Genomic DNA, 19482 nt, shown 5'->3' on the forward strand with positions numbered 1-19482 from the left:
GTTATTTCTCCTATACGTGACGCAGCGCCGTAATGGGATCCATGCGCGCCGCTTTCCAGGCCGGTTGCAGGCTGGCGATCACCGCCACCAGGATCACGATGGCGCCGATCCACAACACCTCGCTCAACGCGATCGCCGGTGCCAGTTCGATTACCTGGCGACCGAAATTGAAACTCACCGGCCGCAGGTTGAGCGCCCAGACCAGCAACAGGCTCAACACAGTACCGATCACCGTGCCCACCAGCCCGAGCAGCAGGCCCTCGGCGACGAACAGGCCGAGGATACGCCGCGGCGGCGTGCCAATGGCGGCGATGGTGCCGATCTCGCGGATGCGCTCGTAGACCGCCATGATCATCACGTTCATGATGGCGATGAGCACGATGCCCACCAGCATGATGCGAATGAACAGATCCAGCAGATCGATCATGCGCGCGATATTGGCGAACGGTGAGAGCTGATCCCAGCTGTGCACGTCCAGCATCGCCTCGCCTTTGGGATTTTTAATCTCAGCCAGGGCCTTGCGCAGTTGGGCCGCGACCTGATCGACCTTGTCGATGTCCTTCAGACGCACGGCGATCTCGTTGACTTCATTATCGGTAATGCGCAGCAGCGTGCGCGCATCGTCCATGTGCAGATAACCGTCGCGCCCGCCGGGGCCGGTGACCGCCTCGAGTATACCCTGCACCTCGAAGGTCTGGCCGTTGACCGAGCCGTCGACGTTGGTCGCCACCAGTACCACGGTGTCACCCGGTTTGATCTTCATGCCCTTCGCCAGCAATTCCGGGATCAGCAGCTTGCCCGGCTCGATCAGTCCGTTGGCCAGCGTGCCGTCCACCAGCCGTTCGGCCAGCGCCGGCATGGCGGCGGCCTCGCGCTGCGGTACGATGCCGTTGAGGCGAATGCTAGTGGTCTCGGTGAAGTTGCTGAACATGGCGCCGAACTTGAGCCGCGGCGAGATCGCCTCGACCTCGGGCAGGTCCAGCGCCTGTTCGATCTTCGCCAGCGCGGCGGGCTTGATGTTGAGATTCAGCGGCAGGTTCTCGATGGAGGCGACATAGCCCTTGCGGTGCACCTGCAGGTGGCCGAGCATCGAGTCGGTAATCTGCCCCACCATGATGTTCTTGAACGAGCCGGACACCGCGACGAACGACAGCACCGCAACAATGCCCAGGATGATCAACCCCGAGGTCAGCAGCGTGCGCCGCCAGTAACGGGCCAGGTTGCGCGCAGCGAGTTTGAAGATGCGGATCATTGCGCACCTCCCGGATGATCACTCAGATGGCCGTCTTCCAGGGTGAAGGTGATCTCGGCGGCGTCCATGATCTTGGGATCGTGGGTGGAGAAGATGAACGTGGTGCCGAACTCGTCGCGCATTTTTTTCATCAGATCGATGATACGAAAGGCGGTATCGTGATCGAGATTGGCGGTAGGCTCGTCGGCCAGCACCAGTTTGGGATTGGTGGCCAGCGCGCGCGCCACAGCGACGCGCTGTTTCTGTCCCCCGGAAAGCTGATCGGGGCGTTTGTTCGCCTGGTCGGCCATGCCCACCGCCTCGAGCAGTTCGTTAACCCGCGCCGCGCGTTTGTCCGCCGGCCAGTCCTGCACCATCAGCAACGGGTATTCGATGTTCTCGCAGGCCGAGAGCACCGGGATCAGATTAAAATCCTGAAAGATAAAACCAAGATTCGCACCGCGAAATGCCGCCGCGGCGCTGCGATCCAGTTGCGCGATATCGGTATCGAGCACCTTGAGCGTGCCCCTGGTCGGATGATCCAGACCGCCGATCATGTTCAGCAAGGTGCTCTTGCCGCTGCCGGAGGGCCCGACGAAGGCAACGAAAGCCCCCGCCTCGATGGTAAAGTCGACCCCGCACACCGCCGGGACATCGACATCTCCCGCGCGATAGGTTTTGACCAGTCCGCTGGCCGCAATCAGGCTCATAAGTCGGGTACCTTCCCTGCGTGACCGTTCGTCACGATCAGAGCATATACCCGGCACGCCGGAATGCAAGGCCCGCCGGGTGGCTAAATAACTGTCCCTAAAAGGTGCACAGAGGCGTAGGTCAGGTTGCGCACAGCGCTACCTGACACGCTTCGTATCGGCAGGGGTGTCACGCAGGCTGACGCCAGCGTGACCTACCGGATTAGCCAGAGTATAAGGTGTGCGCGAATTTTGAACAGCTATTTAGCACACAGCGGGATCATTCGCTTCAGTTGACGGCGATCGTCATTTTCATCGAATGCGATTCACCAGCCTTGAGGGTATAGGCGTTGTCCAGGGCATTGGCGGCCTCGACGCAGACCATGTGGTCGTATTGATCGTCGGGCATGTCGGCGAAACTTTTCGCGCCTTCGGGGCCCGGATTCCAGACCACGGTGCTCGCGCTGTTAATTTTTTCCATCACGATCCGCCGCCCGTGGCCCTCGTCGTCGATGACCACGTCGTTGTTATGATCGACAAAAATGCATTCCATCGGCAGGGTCAGCGGCAAGGGCCCTTCCTGGGTGAAGCGCTGGCCGTCCCGGCCCTTGTCGATATACGCGGTGTTGTCCAGTCCCTCGATGGTCAGCCCGTCGGCCCGGGCGACATTGAAGTAGGTATGAAACGCCTCGGACACCACCCAGTCACGTTCGCTGTGGTTCTCGCCGACCAGTTCCAGGGTCAGTTTTTCGCCCAGGGTCACGATCAGTTTGAGCATGAATGGCAGCGGCCAGGCCTGGCGAATCGAGTCATTGGGTTCGAGCTGCAATACCAGTTCGGTGGCCTCGTTATCCACGCTGCGCACGCCGGCCACATCCCACAGTTCATACCGGGCGACGCCGTGGCCTTTTTTGGCCGCATCGGTCGGATCCGCGCCCAGGGTGTCGGGATCATACGGGCCAAACCACGGCCAGCAGATCGGCACACCGCCGCGCACCGGCTTGCTGCCATCATAGATCGCCGTCTCGCTCAGCCAGATCACCTCGTCGCCGTTGGCGGGCTGATAACTGAGCAAGGTACCGCCATGGGTGGTGAGTGTGGCCGAGCCGTGACGATTGCTCAGCTCGATCATGATCAGTTGATCTTTTTGGCTGAAACGAACATCGGGATGGGCAAAGCGCTGGTTGAGTTCTTCGAGCATGGAATGGGCTCCTCGGGTTAACAGTTAAAAAATGGCGCGATTGAACGACGCCTGAACAGGTCTTGCGTGTACCCGATCACATCCGGGTACCGTGATAACAGCAAATAAGATCACGATAAATTTCAACAATCGCGCCAGAGGCGCTCCTGCAGATTCCATATAAATGTGTAGGAGCGGCTGCGCCGCGAGAGTTAATCAAGGCGCGTAAACCAGGCTGTCTGGGTCGGTTGGCCGAATTCCGGATCGGCCTCGCCGATCCCGCCCAGGGTAACGCGATAGCCGTTGCGCCGGGCGACGCCCTGCGACCAGTGGCGGAACTTGTCGCGATCCCATTCAAATTCATGATCGGCTTCGCGAAATTCCCCGGGGCGTAAACCATACAGCGGATTGTATTCCCGATTGGGTGTGGTCATGTACACCACGGCCGGGCGCATCTGGCCAAACACCACCTGCTCGGCCGCCGAGAGCGCACCTGGCTTGAGATGTTCGATGGTCTCCACCATGGCGGCGGCATCATAACCCTCAAGGTTATGCTGCGATTCGGTATAGGAGCCGTTGATCAGATCCAGCCGGGGTAAATCACCCTGCAGATGATCGGCCAGCAACTCTCTGGCCTGTCGCAGCGAGTGCGCGCAGGTCTCCAGCCCGACGATCTGCTCGAACTGTGGCTCGCCGGCCAGGCGATAAAGCAGGTGCCCCGAACCGCAGCCGAGATCCAGCACCCGGCGCGCGCCGCTGCCCTTGAGACGGCGCAGTACCTGATCCAGCCGGGTCTCGTGCAGCGGGGTCATGCGGCCCATCATCGACGGGGCCGTCAGTGCATCAATGTCCATCAATACGCGATCTCAAGGTTGAATATAAATCGTAATGGTACATGCCGGTTACGCTGCGGCGATAAACGGGCTGGCTTCACCGACGTGCGTCAACGTCAGCCGGTGCATGGCGCGGGTGCAGGCGATATACAGCAGGCTTCGATCCATCTCGGCGGCATAGTTGTCGGTATCGGCCTGGGGCACGATCACCCGGTCGAACTCCAGCCCCTTGGCCAGGGACGCCGGACAGATTACCACGCCCTGGGAAAAATGGCTGCTTTGCAGGTTCAACCGGTACACGTTGGGCAGTTCATCCTGTACCGCCTTGTATAACCGATCGGCCTGCTGCTGGGTCTTGCAGATGATCCCCAGGGTATGATGTTCGGAGGCATCGAATTCCTGCATCAGGGCGCGGATCTGTTCCAGCTCTTTCTTGCGACTGGCAAAACCGAGTACCTGCGGCGCCTCGCCATGGCGCTCGATCGGTTCGATCGCCGCGTTGGGAGCGATACGCTGTACGAACTGGATAATTTCGTAAGTCGAGCGATAGCTCTTGTTCAGACTGGCGCAAAAGGCATGGGTGAAGACCTCGCGGATCCCCTCGGCCGTGGTGGAGCTGAACGGATTTACCGACTGGCTGGCGTCGCCGAGGATGGTTTTCTTGCACGGAAACAGGCGTGACAGTACCGCGTACTGCACCGGCGTGTAATCCTGCATCTCATCCACCAGCAGGTGTTTAACGTTGCGGTAATTCTTGCGGATCCCCTCCAGGCGCATCTTCATATAGATCAGCGGAAACACGTCCGAGTATTCCAGGCGCGCGTTCTTTGCCGGCTGAAACAGATCCGGCTCGCCCAGCCAGGTGAAAAAGTCCTTGTAGGCATTGCGTAACGTGGTGGTCTGCATCATGCCTTTGAGGGACTCTTTGAGCTCGCGCCGCTCCCGGGTGCTCAGGGTGTAGTTGTAGTAAATCCCCACCTTGCTCTCGACATCCCGGGCAATGCGGTTAATGCGCTCGGCCACCGGCGAGGCGCGATGTTTTTCATAAGACTCCTCGAGAAACCAGACCGGCACCGGCTTGGTGTTGATGCGCAGTTCGTGCGGTGTGAAGCGATTATCTTCCAGGTGGGCGATATATTTATCCAGCTGTTTGAGAAAATCGAGCGAGGCCTTGGCACGAATGCGCTGCGGCAGTGCCGGATCATCGTTTTTCAGCAGCCGGGCGTTTTGTTCATGAAAGCTTTCGAATTTGTACTGGTGTTCGAGCAGTTCCGCCGCCAGGGTCTCGATCTCGGTTTCGGCCACCTGCTCCTCGCCCAGCTCGGGCAGCACGTTGGAGATGTAATCGGCAAACACCCGATTGGGCGAGATGATCAGAATATCCTCGGAACTTAACGACTCCTTGAAGCGGTACAGCAGATAGGCGATACGATGCAGGGCGATGGACGTCTTGCCCGAGCCGGCCACCCCCTGGATGATCAGCACCGAGGAGTGTTCGTTGCGAATGATGGCGTTCTGATCCCGCTGGATGGTGGCGACGATGTTCTTCATCCGATCGTCGGCGGCCTGGCCCAGCGCCTCCTGCAGCACGTCATCGACGATATTCAGCTCGGTATCGAGCATGAATTCCATTTTACCGTGGCGGATCCGGTACTGGCGCTTGAGGGCGATCTCGCCGGCAACCTCGCCTTCGGGGGCTGCGTAACGGGCTTCACCCAGTTCATAGTCGTAAAACAGGCTGGCGATGGGCGCGCGCCAGTCGAACACCCGGTTACGTTTGAGCTCCTCATCAAAAAAGGAATGCATGCCGATATAGATCGGCAACGGGTTGTCTCCGCCCTGCTCGATAAAATCGATGCGGCCGAAATAGGGCGAGGCGAGCAGCTTCTGGATACGCTTTTTCTTATCCAGCGCCGCCTCTCCGGTGAACATCGCCTGGGCGATGGATTCGCGGTTGGCGATCTTCTCCACGTGATCCATCTCGGCGCGATGCTCCCAGGAATAGTCCTTCTGGGTCTGGATCTCCTCGGCATAGCGTTGCACCCGGGCATCGATATCGGCCAGGGCGCGGTGCAGGCGGGTTTTTACTTCTTCAAGATGGGCCTGTTCGTCGGCTTCGGTCTGAATCATCATCACGTCTGTCAAATACACTACAACTTTCTTGCCCGGTTACCGAAGCAACCGGTCAAACTCATAATACGCCTGCGGTAATCGGCGGGCGAATGCCGCCGGATTCATCCACCCGGGACAGGGGCGCGGCTCACGCCCCGGGCAGGGAGGCCAGTGCCTGCTCGTGCACCTGCAGACTGTGCGGCTCGTGCAACACGAAACGGATGTGCTGCACGGCGCTCAGCTGCGGCAGTTGCCCGGCGACGGTGGTTAACGCCACCCGGGTCGCCGCCTCCAGCGGATAACCGAACGCCCCGGTGGAGATAGCCGGAAACGCCACGGAGGCGATACCGTGTTCCTCGGCCAGGGCCAGGGCGTTACGGTAACAGGCCGCCAGCAATTCCTCGGCCGGCTCGTCCATCCCGTACACCGGGCCCAGGCAATGGATCACATAGCGGTTGGGCAGATTATGGGCCCCGGTGATCACCGCCTGCCCCGGGCGAATCGGCGCCAGCGGCCGGCCCTCGTCTTCCAGCCCCGGCCCCGCGGCCCGGTGCAGCGCCCCGGCCACGCCGCCGCCGATGCGCAGCTCGGCATTGGCCGCGTTGATCACCGCGTCCATATCCGACTGGCTGGCAATATCGCCCTGAATACATTCAAGGCGCACGCCGTGTAGAACCCGTTCGCTCATACCACCTGCCACCGCTTCGTCGTTCGCAGCGCAAAACTAGCATGTCTGACCCGGAATTTGTAGGGCGCGCGGCTTCTTTGGCGCCCAATCGCAGCTATACATGCCTTATATCAACCCGTAGAGTGTGGAATTTCGGCGGGATCAATAAGAGCGAACGTGAGTAGCGGGCCATGGGGGGCACTGGAACAGGCAGGCCTCATACGGCAACGTCAACAGCTATTTCGATGAGTTCTTCGACGGCATACAGCAACCGGCCGGGCTGGCGAGGGCGTAACAACATGACTATGCCTGTATGATTGGCGACGGACAGTACTCTTTCAGGATCCTGAGATAATCCTGGGCGGACGCAACTGCATCCATACTCCTCCCTCAGGGCTTCCATCAGATTTCTCCGACGGAAACTACCGGCTTCTTCACCAGGCGCCATCTCGACGATGACGAGACACCCGAATTGTTACTCGACAGTCAGAAATAAGGTTTGATTACCCTGTAGCTACTTATAGCCAGCGGCCTACCAAACGCATCAAGTACTGACCAGCCTGTATAATAAAGTGTAAGAAAGCTGATCGCGACTGAGTCATATCCGTCAAGCAACGACTTTTTCCGAAAACTTTCTTGCTGAATTTTCAGTCTTCTTCGATACAAATCTCTTTACGCGACACTGCAGCCAGAGTTTTGTATACCAGAAGCAGAATTACCAGGCTAAGTATTACCAGCAAAAACCAGGATAGCCCCGCAAAAAAAACCAGTTCAGTATTCTGATACATCAACAGACTGGCAATTGTCACCGCAGCCAGGGGAAAAGAATAAGCCCACCAGGATAAAAAGAACTTCAGCCGCACAAAGTGACTTGTCTGGGTTGCCAGCATCAAAGTAAGAAACAATGCCGTGTAATACAGTATCCTGGCAAAAGAATCCAGAGTGCCTGTTAGTTGAATCCAGGAGATGAAACCGACAGCGGGTGGAGCAACAAGGATAAACAGAGTCGGCGTAAGCTTGCCCGGCAGTGGCTGATGAAAAATGACCCTGTAAAAAATTATCGCAAACAATACAAGCCAGAACAACAGACCAATACTAAAATAGAACCAGGAAATCTCGACCGAGGCGAATTTTACTCCGGCAATCGGCACCAGTATATTCCCGACAATCGGTATAAACCAGGCTGGATTGATATGATGAATTTCAAAACGGGAGTGGTGAATCCAGATTGAAAGCACATAAAGTGTAATCAACAAGTGAAGTACCGCACCAATAACCCACAGCCAGTAGGCAACCATGAGCTGATGATGCAATAAGGCGATACTGACTAGTAACAACCCAATAGATATAGTCGGAAAAAAGTTCAGTTTGACAGGATGACTTATTTCGACAAACACCTGTGTACGATATTTAATCAGCTTTCCAAGGTACAACACCCCTAGAAGAATAAAAATCACGATTGTCAGCCCCAAAATAAAATGACTCACCCTGAACGGCAGTGACATAATAGTTTCAGCTCGATGCCAGGCGATAGAAAATCCGGCCAGCCCCATCACTGTAGCAAACCAGGAAATGGGAAAATTCTCCAGGCGCGCAGGCTGAATCTTTTTCTGTTGTTCCTTCATTCGTCTACCCCGCATTAAAGTATCCCATGCAACATCAGCCATAGATAATCAAGCACGAAAAATACCCCGTTTATCTGTCTACCAAAAAATCGAGATGGATTTCCGGATAGAAACTCACCGACCGCAACAACAGCTTTTTGTTCAGGAAAATGCCATGGAAAATTACAGCATCATCTGCATTCAAACACTGACAATAAAAGTGAGACCATCAGATAATCGTAACGATAAACTGCAAGTTGCCACATTGGTTGAATAACATTTCCGAACCAAAAGCGAGCACGCTTTGACTATCAGGTTTACCTCGTCGCCGGCAATGAAGAGTAATATTGCGCGAGCGCTTCAATTTCATGTTGTGACAGGACAGTAGCGAATTGTGACATGCCTTCGTACACATCGTTATCCCGCGCACCTGATTTATATGCCTGCAGGGTGCGAACCAGGTATGCTTCAACCTGTCCAGCCAGTGCCGGTGTTTCGTTTTTCCCACCTGCACCGGTGGCACCGTGACATGAGGCGCAGGGTGTGAGCAAACGGGCAGGATCGCCCTTGCGCACCAGACGCACTATATCCTCGAGAGGTACCCCGCTCTGGCCGGATGCTGGCAACGGCTGCCTGGCATAAAAGGCCGCCACATCCGCCATATCCTGGTCATTCATGAGCCGAACGATTTCCAACATCACTTTGGACTGACCGGTCTTTTCATTGCGCCGGGCGCTGCGATAATCATGCAGCATCTTGTAGGTGTAGGCCTCGCGTTGTCCGGCCAGACTCGGATAGTTGCGGCTCGGCGCTACCCCGGCTTCGCCGTGACAGGAAACGCACATCAGTCGCTGATGAATGATCTTACCCCGGCTTGCATTCCCCGCGGGCATGCTGGCCAGGGTCTGGTGCAATGAGCGAGGAGTCCAGGCTTCTGCTTCAAGTGTCGGCTCACTACCGGCCATGGTCAGACCCGCCACAAGGCTCATGGCAAATGTTGCTCCCAGTGTCTTCAACACGCAATTCATTCTTACCCCCTCAACTGAACACGTCCTTGACGAACGTTCTGTGCCAGTTTTTCTGATACACCGCTTCAAGTACCGGCCTTGCAGGATTGTCATCGATGGGAGACAGGCCACCGCTGTCCGGAACGTTACGTATGTGGCCTTCGTGCAGCTCATAAACCGAGGAAATCGACACCCCGTAGCGGCTGCCGACCAGGCTGTAACAGGTATTGGACAAGGTGGGCTCTCCAGGCTGACGCCCATTGAGCAGATCAGAAATAGCCCAGGCCGCCACCTTGGCCTGGGTGTTGGCAGCATAACCGGATTTGGGCATTTCGTCGGCGATACAGGCATCACCGATCACATGCACACCCGGCATCTTTTTTGATTCAAAAGTCTGTCGATCCACCGGGCACCAGCCACTGGAATCTGTCAGGCCCATCGCAAAGGCCAGCTTGCCCGCCTTTTGCGGCGGAATGATGTTAATCAGATCCGCCTGGAAACGATCCGCCTCCGCTTCAACTGTCATATTCTTCGGTTCAACGGCGAGTATTCGTCCACCTTCGGAACCGGCTACCCATTCGATCAAGCTATTATCAGTCCCGTAACCGTACAACCGTTCCCACCCTTTCTTGAACGGACCATCCTTGGTGAAATGGTCCTTGGGATCGAGGATCAATACCTTGGCACTCGGATTATGTTTTTGCAGATACTCGGCGATCATCGAGGCGCGCTCGTAGGGCCCCGGCGGACAGCGGAATGGATCGACCGGTGGCGCGATGAGGACCCGACCGCCCCGGGGCAGATTCTTCAGTTGCTGCTTAAGCAGCAGGGTTTGCGGGCCGGCCTTCCAGGCATGGGGTATGCGGGTATCCGCGAGCTCGGGCGTATAACCGTCTATCGCCTCCCAGCGGAAATCGATGCCCGGTGACACCAGCAGTCTGTCATAACTCAGATTCTGTCCGCCGGCGGTACGCACCTGTCGGCGATCGGCATCCACGCCGGCCACCTCGTCGATCAACACATTAATATCATATTTATCGCGAATGGTATCGTGATCAAAGGTTATATCTTCTAGCGTGTGAAAACCGACTATCACATCATTACTACGCGGGCAGGTAATATACTGCGCATCTCGTTCGATCAAGGTAATTCGCACATTAGGATCAGCGATGCGTAAATATTTGGCGAAGGTTGAGCCTCCTATACCACCGCCGAGCACTACGACGTGGGGCGCATTCGCCGCTACAGCACGGGCCGTCAAACCAAACAATCCCGTCCCTGCAGCGGCACCCGCACCAAATAGCTTGATGAAATCGCGTCGTGTCAGCTTGCTCATGGTATTCCTCTATCGGTACTGGGTCGCCGGTTGTGTAGCAAAAAACTGTGCCATCGCCTTGATCTCGTCCTGACTGTAGCCCCGCGCAACTCGATCCATGATAATGGCCGGCCGCGTGCCATCCTTGAAAGAATTCATGGCTTCTATAAACTGCTCAGTCTTCATTCCTGCCAATGGCGGCATTGATTCCTTGAACTCACGGCCGTTAACGCCATGGCAAGCCGCGCAATTCTGCGCCAGCAACTGTGCACGCGGCAGATTTTCCGCCTGGGCCACTGTGCCAACCGACATCAGGACCAATAAACCAATCACCGTGAACCTGTCCTGTAACAGGCGCTTTACTTGTCGGTTCATCGCCAGCCTCCCTTCATCGTGCCCAGACCACAAAGCCAACCACAAAATACTGCACGATCCACAACACAATCAGACCGGCACTGATGGCTCCCATGCGTCTTACCACCGGACCCGGTGTATACACTCCTTCAGTCTGACCGGCCCGCCAGGCAACGGTTATCAGATAAGCCAGGACCGAACCACCGACAATGGCAAAGGTGGCAAAAAACAGAATGGTACTGTACCAATCCATATTCACCTTGTAGTCCAGGATGTTGTAGCCATGTACGCCCTTGAGATTGACCCAGCGCAATGCTTCACGCGAAACAGCGACGACCAGACCCGCCACGGCGGTCAGACCGATCGCCCAGTAGCCCCAGGCATGCAGTTGTCGGCGTATCAATGCACCGATGCCAAGCAAACCCACCAGCGCCAGTGCCGAAATCCATACCCACGGTGAAGTGGCAAAGTCGGCCACCTTATCCGGCAGGGATGTCATCCACAAAATACCCAGAATCAGAGTGACCACCATACCGAATTGCATCAGACGTCCACCAAGTTGTCCGACCCACTCAAGATATTCGCGATCCACATCCTGGCGCACACTGAAGTAGCGCCGATAGGCTACGAGCCAGGAACCGACCACCGGTACGGCAAAACTGATAAAGAACAGGAAACGCAATAGATTAAAGGCATACAGGCCACTACCGCTGGTATCCAACCGATCCTGCGGCGCATACCATTGCATCCATTGTTCCGGGTATAACATCTGCACCGTCAGTACATGCATGATAAACCCCACCACCAGTAACAGCGCCAGTGACACCGCCATCGCCCAGCGCGAACGGGGTATCGATCCAGGTTCTCTGCCCTTGTTGCGGAAATAATAGAGATACATCGACCAGTAGCCGACAATCAGGATCACCACAAAGCCAATTACCCACGATGCCGAAAGCACGTTGGAGGTGTACCAGAAGGGATCATAAGTTACCTGGACAAACAATAACGGCGCGACCCCGAGTACTATCGCCACCGAGACCGAGATTTTGGCTACATCCAGCATTGCCCCTGACAAGCGTCGCCAATGATCGTGACCGGCGAAGCTACCAAACAGGGTCATGCCAGTGGCCCCCAGCATCAACTGGACGGCAAAGATATGCATGGCAAAGGTCAGCACCCCGAGAATCATGAATACCACCGGATAAAATGGAATACCGGCAGGATCGCGCAATGCATACAAGGCTTCAGCTTCCATTCCCTACTCCTCTTCTTCGTCGACCAGAGCCAGGGCGCTTTTGTCCCGAGCATATCGCTCAGCCACCGTTTCGTCACTCATGCTTGCCAGATACACCGCAAGCGCTTCGGCCTCTTCCTCGGTGAGCGGGATCTGTGGCATATACAGGGTGTTACCTGTCGCCAAAGCGCCAAGCAGGTAGGTTTTTATCCGTTTGTAATCCGAATTACCGCCGAGATAGTGATGCATGGGACGTATGCCGGTCCGGTCCAGACTGTGGCAATTGGAACACATGATAATCGCGATTGCCCTGCCGGCGCGAACCACGTTCTCCGATGTAACTTCACGCAAATCCTCGGGCAGGAAGGGGTGTGTCTTGAGGACCCCCTTCTCCTGCAACAATGGAATTTCCGACCGGATTCCCATGCCCGGCACATCCCGCCCGATCACCTGATTTGAATAAAGATATTGGCCGGCTACATACGGTTTGCGAATCGACTCACGTGCCACTTCTTCAGGCCAGAGACCGAATACCAGAATGGCCACGGTCATAATGCTGGCCAGCGCAGTCACCAGGATACGTGGTTGCAGCATGGTAACAATGAAATAGACCAAACAAGCGCTCAAAACAGCAATCAGTGAAGGTACAAAATAATTCGGCAAGCGATTATCCATGACCAGATGGGCCGAGTCCGGCAAGGTACGGATATACCACTGGAACAAAGCAGCACCAATCAGAACCGAGGCTATACCCAACCAGGAGAGTTTGCGAGTCATCTCTTTCTTAAAGACCTGATCCTTGGTGCCGGCGATAATAATCCCGCCCACCACGGCAGTGATCGTGAACATAAATGCGGTGCGCATAGCCAGGTGGGCAAAAGTATTTGAACCATAGAAGCCATTCAAATAACCACCTTCTGTAAACCATGCCTCCTTGCCCGGCCACAACATGAAAGAAAGAATACCGATGATGATCAACATCGTGGTGTAAGATGCCAGGCCAAACACCCAGGTGATCATCATGTGGGTGCGTCGGTCCACCTTACCCACCAGGTAGACGATCATGTATACCCCGACGACCTCGATCACAAAGAAAACCCATTCAGTGGCCCATTTCCAAACGAAGCTGTGGATCAACGCCGAAATCCCGCGCGGACTGGCTACTGTGGTGGAATACCAGATACCCACCCCGGTAATCGAACCGACTACGTAAGCAAAAACCAGCAAGAAAAGGCCATAGCGCTTGATAAATTCCACCAATTCCGGCCGATTGTCCCGGTAGGCACGGGTAGCCAGGTAGGCAAAAAATATTGCAGCACCAACTGACAAATGCGATGTCAATACATGTATCGTCGCGATAATCGCGACTACCCAGCCACTGCCTACTGTGGATTCATACCATGTTGGGTACAAACCAATTAAATCCATAATCAGGCTCCCGTCTGAAGTATCTTTCCCCCAGTACCTTGCTGTAGTTCAGTGTTGAATCCGTGGCGGTACCAATGAATTACTCAAATTGGCGGTGCCAGGTAATACCCTTACCCTTCTGATCACTTTCCTCTGCTTTTTTACTTGAATACGCGTTCGGATAAGCAGGGACATCATTGTCCGCTAATCTTGATAGAATTAACTCAATGAATCCATCCACAAATAAAGACCCAAGAAATGCGCGGAAATACAATACTTGTTCTATTCCACGTCAGAACTATCTGAATAATTAAAGAAGAATTTACGAAATTTACAAATAAATGCCGCAACCTGCTCTTCGAACAGGTTACGGCAAGCTGATACGCCGGAGTTACCAGCCCAGGTCAGGTTCATCCTCGTCTTCTTGCGAATCGGTGTCCGCGTTCTGGACAGTCAGGGGAACAATCATCTGATCATCCCAGGTCCAGGCAGGGATTTCTTCTGCCGCCATGGCACCCGCCGGCAGCGCGGCAATGGCGAAAACAAAGGCCAGAACATTCATTAATGATTTCATCGTCGTCTCCTCAAGTAACTGAATCAAACATGGTTATGAAATATATGGCAAGTAACGTGCCAGACTGTGCTCCACCTTCTTTTCATCGAGATTCATCTCTATCCTACTGTTTTTATTAATTCTTTTCTGCATGCTTAAAATATAAGCCAGACTCACGTTATTCGAATTTACTGTCTTTTTGTCAAAATTAACCCATAATACTGCCATTAATGACAACTTGTGGACCGCCATGCCGACTCCCGTTCCTGCCGAAATCGCTGCCCTGCTCGACGTCTACGATGAACCGGCGGTATTGCTGAGTCAGGACTACCTGATTCTGGCCGCCAATCAGCCATACCGGGCCATTTACGGCGACGAACAGCCACTACGGGCACGGCACTGTTACGAGGTTTCTCATCACTACCAGGTTCCTTGCGATCAGGCCGGTGAGAGCTGTCCGCTGAAAGCGAGCCTTACCTCCGGAGAAACCCAGCGGGTCCTGCACCTGCACCACACCCCGCGTGGAGAAGAACACGTGGATGTCGAAATTCATCCCATCCACAATGAAGCCGGCGAGATTCTCTATTTTGTTGAAGTGATGCGCCACAGTACGGTGGCGAGCGCCCGCCCCGCCGGAGAGGGGCTGGTCGGCCGTGCCCCGGCCTTTCTGCGCATGCTGGAACTGGTACAACGGGCCGCCCCCGCTGAAACCACCGTCCTGCTGCTGGGCGAGACCGGCACCGGCAAGGAACTGGTTGCCAGAGCTGTACACGAGGCCAGCAATCGAAATACCGGGCCATTCGTCCCGGTCGAATGCTCCGGCCTGACAGAAACCCTGTTCGAGAGCGAACTGTTTGGTCATGAAAAAGGGGCGTTCACCGGCGCCACCCAGCGCAAGCCCGGGCTGGTTGAAATCGCCCGCGGCGGCACCCTGTTTCTGGACGAAGTGGGTGATATCCCGCTGGCCATGCAGGTGAAACTGCTGCGTCTGCTGGAGACCGGGACGTATCGGCGTGTTGGCAGTGTGGAATCGCACAAGGCCGAGTTTCGACTGGTCTGCGCCACGCACCGTGACCTGAAACAGATGGTGGCCGAAGGGAGCTTTCGCGAGGATCTCTATTACCGGATCAGTTCCTTTCCCATTGCCCTGCCGTCCCTGCGCGAACGAATCGAAGACCTACCCTTGCTGATCGAAACCATTGTACAGCGCATCGCCTCGGACAAACCCCGCCGGCTGGATCGCCAGGCGTTACACTGCCTGCGAAATTATGCTTTTCCGGGGAATATTCGCGAGCTACGCAATATACTCGAGCGGGCAAACCTGATGGCCGACGGTGAGACCATTACCATCAATCACCTGCCGGCCGAGTGTCGCTGTCCCACTGACAGCAAGCTGACAGAGGTCACTGACACAAACATTCTTCCGCTGGTGGAAGTGGAACGACAGTACCTGCAGCGAGTACTCGCCCGTTTCGAAGGGGACAAACGCGAACTGGCTCGCCAGCTCGGGATCAGTGAACGGACCCTGTACCGCAAGCTGAAGTTACTGGCCATTGAAAAATAAGGTGACGTTCCTGCGTAACATACGAGCATCTGAACTCTGACAGTAAGATTTCACTAAACAATCTCGATGCAGTGCCCCCGGGAAGCTCTCGTCAGAGTGAAACGCACAGCAACAGCCCATCAGTGATTAGCAGGTTCATCGTGGTCCGGGAACGACCAGAGAAAATGGCGGAAGAGAGCAGGAGTCGAACCTACCAGGGACCGCCTGGCGGCCCCTCCCGGTTTTGAAGACCGGGCGCCCCACCGGGGAACGATCTCTTCCAGAGTTCATTGTGCGCTCCAGTGCTGCAAAGCGCTGTCGTGACGCAAGACATGATCATCGCGTACCCGTCGAGTGTAACCGATACGATCGAAGAACTCGAGGATCCGAATCGCCACCTTACGACCGCCGCTACCATCGGGAAAGATAATGTCTCGAAACGGGGCGGCACGCGCCGCGCCCTGTTGCTCATTGAGCTGGCGGACATGTTCGGCCAGCTCCTCGACCGCCCTGGCGGTGAAATAATGATCATGGGCTACCGGATAGAGCTCCCCCGTCCGGGCGAGCCGCTTGAATAACTGGCGTACCACATGCTCGGGCGTGCCTGTTGCCCTGAATACATCACGCACTCGCGGCGGATTATAGGGACTGGCATCCAGCAAAGGCTTAAGCTCGGCAAAAAGTTCCCGGTCGTCGGCAGTGACAGTGGCGCGATGCTCCGGCAGATGCAGCCAGGAGCGCGTCTGTACAATGGCACCATTTGCCAGTAATTCCTCACTCAGTGCCTGAAAAACAGGACGCGACAGCCTGCTGGAGGTCATGCGCCGCAGCCGTTCGACTTCCACGCCGATCATATCGGGCGCACGCTCATGTTCCGCAGTCAGCGCCTCAAGCAGTTTACTTCGCAACGCGGTCCAGGCCGCCGGGGTAATACCGGTTGTTGTTTCGCCCTCGCGGATCACGCGCAGGCCGACCCGTTGCCAGAGCATCTCGGCGTCTGCCTCGCTGAGGTTCCAGCTCATCGCGAATCGATTGAGATCGATGCCGGCTTCCACCTGGTCGGCCAGACATTCAAGCGCAACGGCAGGATCCACGTCACGCAGTTTGTTGAGCAGGGCCAGCCGTTGCGGTGTCCGCTTGTGGCGGGTAGGCGGAAAGATATCCAGCACCCTGCCTCCGGCAACAGTCCGTTGCGCACCGGCATCGCGCAGGATGAATCGGTCGCCGTGCAGGGCCAGAGTTTCGCGTTCGAGCAGGATCTCTACCAGCGCGGTATCTCCGGCATTGATCTCCTTGCAATCGAGCAACGCCACCCGGCCGACTATGTCATCGCTACCAAGATGCACATGCACGTTTTGCATGTGCGTCACCGGTTTCTGACCGGCGGGAATGCGCACCTCACCCTGAAAACGGGACAGGGGCAGGGCCAGCGCCGGATCGACCAGCCACATCCCCCGGGCAATATCCTGTTTGTCAAAATCACCCTTGAGTGCCAGGGCACAACGTTCACCCGCCTGACCACGTTCGGCAGAGCGGTCCTGGACATGCAGTTCACGCACACGGGCCTTGACCCCCAACGGGGACAGGGTGAGCATCTCGCCGACATTGACTGCTCCGGCATGGGCGGTACCGGTTACTACGGTGCCAACACCGGTGAGCGAGAAACAGCGATCGATGGCGAGACGGAAACGCCCTGTCGCTGAACGCGGGTGAAATAAAGTCGCCATCGTCTCCAGATGAATGCGCAGGGGCTCGATCCCCTCCCCCGTTCGCCCCGATACGGAAAAGATCGGACTACCTGACAGTCCGGTATCCGCCAGAAGTTGTTTGACTTCCTGGCGGACCGCCTCGAGCCGCTCGGCTGAAACCACATCGATTTTGGTAAGGGCGACTGTGCCCCGGGTCCTACCCAGCAGTTCCAGTAACTCGAGATGTTCACGTGTTTGCGGCATCGGTCCGTCATCGGCGGCAATCACCAGCAGAACGAAATCGATAGCGGTGGCGCCGGCCAGCATGTTGCGGATCAGTTTTTCATGGCCGGGGACATCCACAAAACCGAGTACTGAACCATCCGATAAGGGGGTATAGGCGTAGCCGAGATCGAGCGTAATGCCGCGCGCCTGTTCCTGCGGCAACCGATCGGCATCCACGCCGGTAAGCGCCTTCACCAGCGCGGTTTTGCCATGGTCGATATGCCCTGCAGTGCCGATCAACATCTCACGTATCTCATGCCATCCGACCTGATGCATCCGATTGACGTGTGTCCAGGATCGAAAGCTGGGCAGCGAATTCACTTTCCTCATCCGTCGCAAGGCAGCGCAGATCCAGCAGCAACGCGTCGTTCTCGATGCGGCCGATCACCGGACGCGGCAACTCGCGTAATCTGGCCTCGATGCGATGCAGTACGCCGCTTTTCCTGCTCTGCGGGTGAACAGCAAGCCCGGCAGACGGCAGACGATCGACCGGTAGTGACCCGGAGCCGATCTGCGATCGCAGTGGCACGATTTCCACGGTTACCGGCTGCGAGGCCAGGGCACGCTGCAGTGCGGGCAACAGGCGTTGCGCCACGGCATGGATGTCGGCTTCGGGACGGGTCAGTTGCTGCAATGCCGTCAGGCGTTCGGGCAGGCGATCGGGATCGCGATAGAGACGCAGCACCGCTTCGAGGGCGGCAAGGGTGATCTTGCCGACGCGCAGTGCGCGCTTCAGTGGATTTTTCTTGATCTGATCAATCAGATCTTTGCGACCAACCAGCAACCCGGCCTGCGGGCCGCCAAGCAGTTTATCACCGGAAAAGGTTACCAGGTCGACCCCGGCGGCGATGCTCTCGCGTGGTGTCGGTTCGTGGGGCAGTCCCCAGCGCTCGAGGTCGGTCAATGTACCGGAGCCGAGATCGACGACAAAGGGCAGTTCATGTTGATGTGCCAGCTCGGCCAGTTCTTTTTCCGGTACGGCATGAGTAAACCCCTGGATCGTGTAATTGCTGGTGTGGATTTTCATCAGCATCGCCGTGCGTGAGGAGATCGCTTCGCTGAAATCCTTCCGATGCGTGCGATTGGTCGTGCCGACCTCGACCAGTTTGGCACCGGCCCGCTTCATGATATCGGGTACCCGAAAGGCCCCGCCGATCTCGATCAATTCCCCGCGGGAGACAACAACTTTCTTCTTCCATGCCAATGTGTTGAGCAACAGGAAGACGGCAGCAGCATTGTTGTTGACCACGGTGGCCGCCTCGGCTCCCGTCAACTCGCAGAGCAAATCGCTGACGATGTCATCCCGGTCACCCCGTCCGCCGTCCTCGATATCGTATTCCAAAGCACAGGGATTGCGGGCGGCCGTCACCAGCGCCTCGACAGCTTCTTCGGGCAGGGAGGCGCGGCCGAGATTGGTGTGCAGCACGGTGCCGGTGAGATTGAAGACCGGGCGCAGCCTGGGCAGAGCGAGCGCCTTTGCATTGGCGGTGATTTTTTCGATCAGGTTTTCGTTATCGGGAATCGGGGCGCCAGCCTGGGCCGCCGCACGGACCTCGGCCAGCGTGTCACGGATCATCTGTGTAATCACCGCGTGGCCGTGGCTATCCACCAGCTCCGCAACCACGGCGTCAGACAACAGACGACTGACAGAGGGGAGTCTGGAGAGTTGATTCATTATTTTAGTATCCAACTGTTTATCCCCAAGGTTAAGCGACGAACCGCTGTGTGGTCTTTTCCTGCCCACTCGTAAAATAAAAACCCCGCCACGAAGGGCGGGGTT

16 protein-coding genes and 1 tRNA gene are annotated in these 19482 nt (G+C 56.5%); 1 reads left to right on the plus strand and 16 read right to left on the minus strand.

All coding sequences use genetic code 11. From position 1 onward, the window contains the following. Positions 1–10 precede the first annotated feature (10 nt). The 13 genes from U5K34_RS01965 to U5K34_RS02025 form a co-directional block, all read right to left on the minus strand. Positions 11–1252, minus strand: a complete 1242-nt coding sequence (locus U5K34_RS01965) for an ABC transporter permease (protein WP_322566838.1) — start codon at positions 1250–1252, stop codon at positions 11–13. Continuing rightward, on the minus strand, positions 1249–1941 hold the full coding sequence (locus U5K34_RS01970) for an ABC transporter ATP-binding protein (RefSeq protein ID WP_322566839.1): 693 nt from the start codon (positions 1939–1941) through the stop codon (positions 1249–1251). The genes U5K34_RS01965 and U5K34_RS01970 overlap by 4 nt, the downstream gene beginning before the upstream one ends. A 268-nt stretch (positions 1942–2209) precedes the next feature. Beyond that, a complete protein-coding gene (locus tag U5K34_RS01975; protein ID WP_322566840.1) occupies positions 2210–3121 on the minus strand; it encodes a D-hexose-6-phosphate mutarotase in 912 nt (303 codons plus the stop codon). A 191-nt stretch (positions 3122–3312) separates the two neighbouring features. Beyond that, complete coding sequence (locus U5K34_RS01980; RefSeq protein ID WP_322566841.1) at positions 3313–3954, minus strand: methyltransferase domain-containing protein; 642 nt, start codon at positions 3952–3954, stop codon at positions 3313–3315. Positions 3955–4002: 48 nt separating this feature from the next. Continuing rightward, positions 4003–6069 carry a HelD family protein gene (locus U5K34_RS01985; protein WP_416224000.1) on the minus strand — a complete coding sequence of 689 codons (2067 nt, stop codon included), beginning with the start codon at positions 6067–6069 and terminating at the stop codon, positions 4003–4005. A 124-nt stretch (positions 6070–6193) separates the two neighbouring features. Beyond that, positions 6194–6733, minus strand: coding sequence for a macro domain-containing protein (locus U5K34_RS01990; protein WP_322566843.1), 540 nt, complete (start codon positions 6731–6733; stop codon positions 6194–6196). A gap of 626 nt (positions 6734–7359) precedes the next feature. Then, positions 7360–8337, minus strand: coding sequence for an SLAC1 anion channel family protein (locus U5K34_RS01995; protein WP_322566844.1), 978 nt, complete (start codon positions 8335–8337; stop codon positions 7360–7362). 296 nt (positions 8338–8633) lie between these two features. Beyond that, positions 8634–9344 (minus strand): c-type cytochrome, encoded by a 711-nt coding sequence (locus U5K34_RS02000; RefSeq protein WP_322566845.1) that lies wholly within the window; start codon positions 9342–9344, stop codon positions 8634–8636. Between the two features lie 10 nt (positions 9345–9354). Further along, positions 9355–10659, minus strand: a complete 1305-nt coding sequence (locus tag U5K34_RS02005) for an FCSD flavin-binding domain-containing protein (RefSeq protein WP_322566846.1) — start codon at positions 10657–10659, stop codon at positions 9355–9357. Positions 10660–10668: 9 nt separating this feature from the next. Further along, positions 10669–11013, minus strand: coding sequence for a c-type cytochrome (locus tag U5K34_RS02010; RefSeq protein WP_322566847.1), 345 nt, complete (start codon positions 11011–11013; stop codon positions 10669–10671). Between the two features lie 13 nt (positions 11014–11026). Next, a complete protein-coding gene (locus U5K34_RS02015; protein ID WP_322566848.1) occupies positions 11027–12247 on the minus strand; it encodes a hypothetical protein in 1221 nt (406 codons plus the stop codon). Positions 12248–12250: 3 nt separating this feature from the next. Further along, positions 12251–13654 (minus strand): hypothetical protein, encoded by a 1404-nt coding sequence (locus U5K34_RS02020; RefSeq protein ID WP_322566849.1) that lies wholly within the window; start codon positions 13652–13654, stop codon positions 12251–12253. 370 nt (positions 13655–14024) lie between these two features. Then, positions 14025–14207, minus strand: coding sequence for a hypothetical protein (locus U5K34_RS02025; protein WP_322566850.1), 183 nt, complete (start codon positions 14205–14207; stop codon positions 14025–14027). Between the two features lie 229 nt (positions 14208–14436). On the opposite strand from U5K34_RS02025, the gene U5K34_RS02030 reads away from it, so the two are divergent. Continuing rightward, positions 14437–15750, plus strand: a complete 1314-nt coding sequence (locus U5K34_RS02030) for a sigma-54-dependent Fis family transcriptional regulator (RefSeq protein WP_322566851.1) — start codon at positions 14437–14439, stop codon at positions 15748–15750. Positions 15751–15915: 165 nt separating this feature from the next. Here U5K34_RS02030 and U5K34_RS02035 read toward each other — a convergent pair. The 3 genes from U5K34_RS02035 to selA all read right to left on the minus strand — a co-directional run bounded on the left by U5K34_RS02035 (position 15916) and on the right by selA (position 19377). Continuing rightward, positions 15916–16011: transfer RNA gene (locus tag U5K34_RS02035), tRNA-Sec, on the minus strand. A gap of 5 nt (positions 16012–16016) precedes the next feature. Then, on the minus strand, positions 16017–17945 hold the full coding sequence (selB, locus tag U5K34_RS02040; RefSeq protein WP_322566852.1) for a selenocysteine-specific translation elongation factor: 1929 nt from the start codon (positions 17943–17945) through the stop codon (positions 16017–16019). A gap of 10 nt (positions 17946–17955) precedes the next feature. Further along, complete coding sequence (gene selA / locus U5K34_RS02045; protein WP_322566853.1) at positions 17956–19377, minus strand: L-seryl-tRNA(Sec) selenium transferase; 1422 nt, start codon at positions 19375–19377, stop codon at positions 17956–17958. Positions 19378–19482: the final 105 nt, after the last annotated feature.

It is taken from the genome of Thiohalophilus sp. (genome assembly GCF_034521165.1).
Lineage (GTDB): Bacteria > Pseudomonadota > Gammaproteobacteria > UBA6429 > Thiohalophilaceae > Thiohalophilus.